The sequence below is a fragment of the Gordonia sp. DT219 genome (assembly GCF_049847065.1).
GTDB lineage: Bacteria > Actinomycetota > Actinomycetes > Mycobacteriales > Mycobacteriaceae > Gordonia.
In genome coordinates this window covers 1-1,401 of the sequence record NZ_JBNCNR010000057.1, presented here as the reverse complement: position 1 = coordinate 1,401, position 1,401 = coordinate 1, and the positions used below count along the sequence as shown (strand labels likewise).

The 1,401-nt window shown below is 58.9% G+C and carries 1 protein-coding gene; it reads right to left on the bottom strand.

The window, feature by feature from the left end; genetic code table 11:
- Window positions 1-333: 333 nt before the first annotated feature.
- Window positions 334-1,401, bottom strand: a 1,068-nt coding sequence (locus tag ACPXB3_RS22365) for a GAD-like domain-containing protein (protein WP_425707106.1), incomplete at its 5' end; no start/stop codon positions are given.

Sequence of the window (1,401 nt, the reverse complement as noted above, 5' to 3'; positions counted from 1 at the left end):
CGGTTTCGTCCGCGCAAACCAGTCCACCAACTCATCCAAATCCCGCGGCGCCATACCGAACCTCCTTCTGATCAGACAAGAAGACGACGGTCCACCGTGTTCGACCGAAGACGGCATCCTCGCATAGGCCACCTCGTTATGTGGGCTTCTTGCGCCCGCGAACATGTCACTAATCGCATCTGTGAATCCCAATAGTCGATCGGCGCCGCCGGGACCCTTACGTCCCTTATCTAGCTCCGAAATCCCCGTACCCAAGCTAATGACGATCGCCTCTGAATGACCAATATCGGGTGGGCGATATATCATAGGGGATGGATCGGGAACCACCCGGTCTTATAACCCGCGCGGACGCAAGACATTCGGCAACTCTGCACGCGTCACACCGCCCTCTATTTCCGATGTCCACCCCATCGCCTCAACCGGATCGTACGAATACACTATCTCAGACCGCCCGCCAGAAAACACCGTCACCTTCAATCCCTCCCATCGCCACCCCTGCAACTCTGCCAACTCTCCGGTCATTTGCCACAATCGCCGATTGAGTTCCTCATGAACTAACAACACTATCCTTCGCGCTCCCGTCGGTGTGTACAACGCAACCGCATGGGCGTATAGGCCCTGCGAATCCTTCACCGAGGTGCCAACCGCAGCCACCCACGACTGCCCTCCCTCCGCAGAGGCCAGGTCAGCGATCAGAGCGACAATCCTTGACTCCACATCGGCGATCGCAGCAGACGATCCGTCACCGCCGCTACCAAGCTCGGAGACAGTCGATGTCTCCGTCGCTCGAGGACCCACCTCCGCCGTGAACTCACCCCGACGAATCTTATCCAACACAAACAAATGCTCACGCACCTTCACCTTCTGAATATGGCTTACCTCCGCCGGACCACCCAACAGAATCGACGGCACAAACCCATAACACTCATCCGGCCCCACCGGCCCATACGCCGCCAACGCCTGCTCAAACAACCCATCACCATGCCGATCCCACAGATTCATCTCATCTACTCCCATCGTGGCAAACCATGAGAAAGTCGCCACCTCCGGCCGCGTCCGCGCCGACTCCATAAGATCCTCCCATTGAGTACCATCGGCCGGGCGCAACGACAAACACACCCCACACCCCGCACTCCAAAACCACACCTCCCCAAACGCACTCCGCGCCACCGGCACCAACAACGAACCCGGCTCCAAAAACGACACCCTCACACCCCGCAACATCTCCTCCGACGCAGCCGCCCACTCCAACGGATCCACCAACCACATCGCACCATCCAAAAACCCCGAAAACCCCACCCGCCGCCACAACTTGAACAACACCTCCGGCACCACACCACCAAACTCCGCCACATGCTCATCACCACACACCGGCCCCTGCCAAAACACCGGCAACGCCTC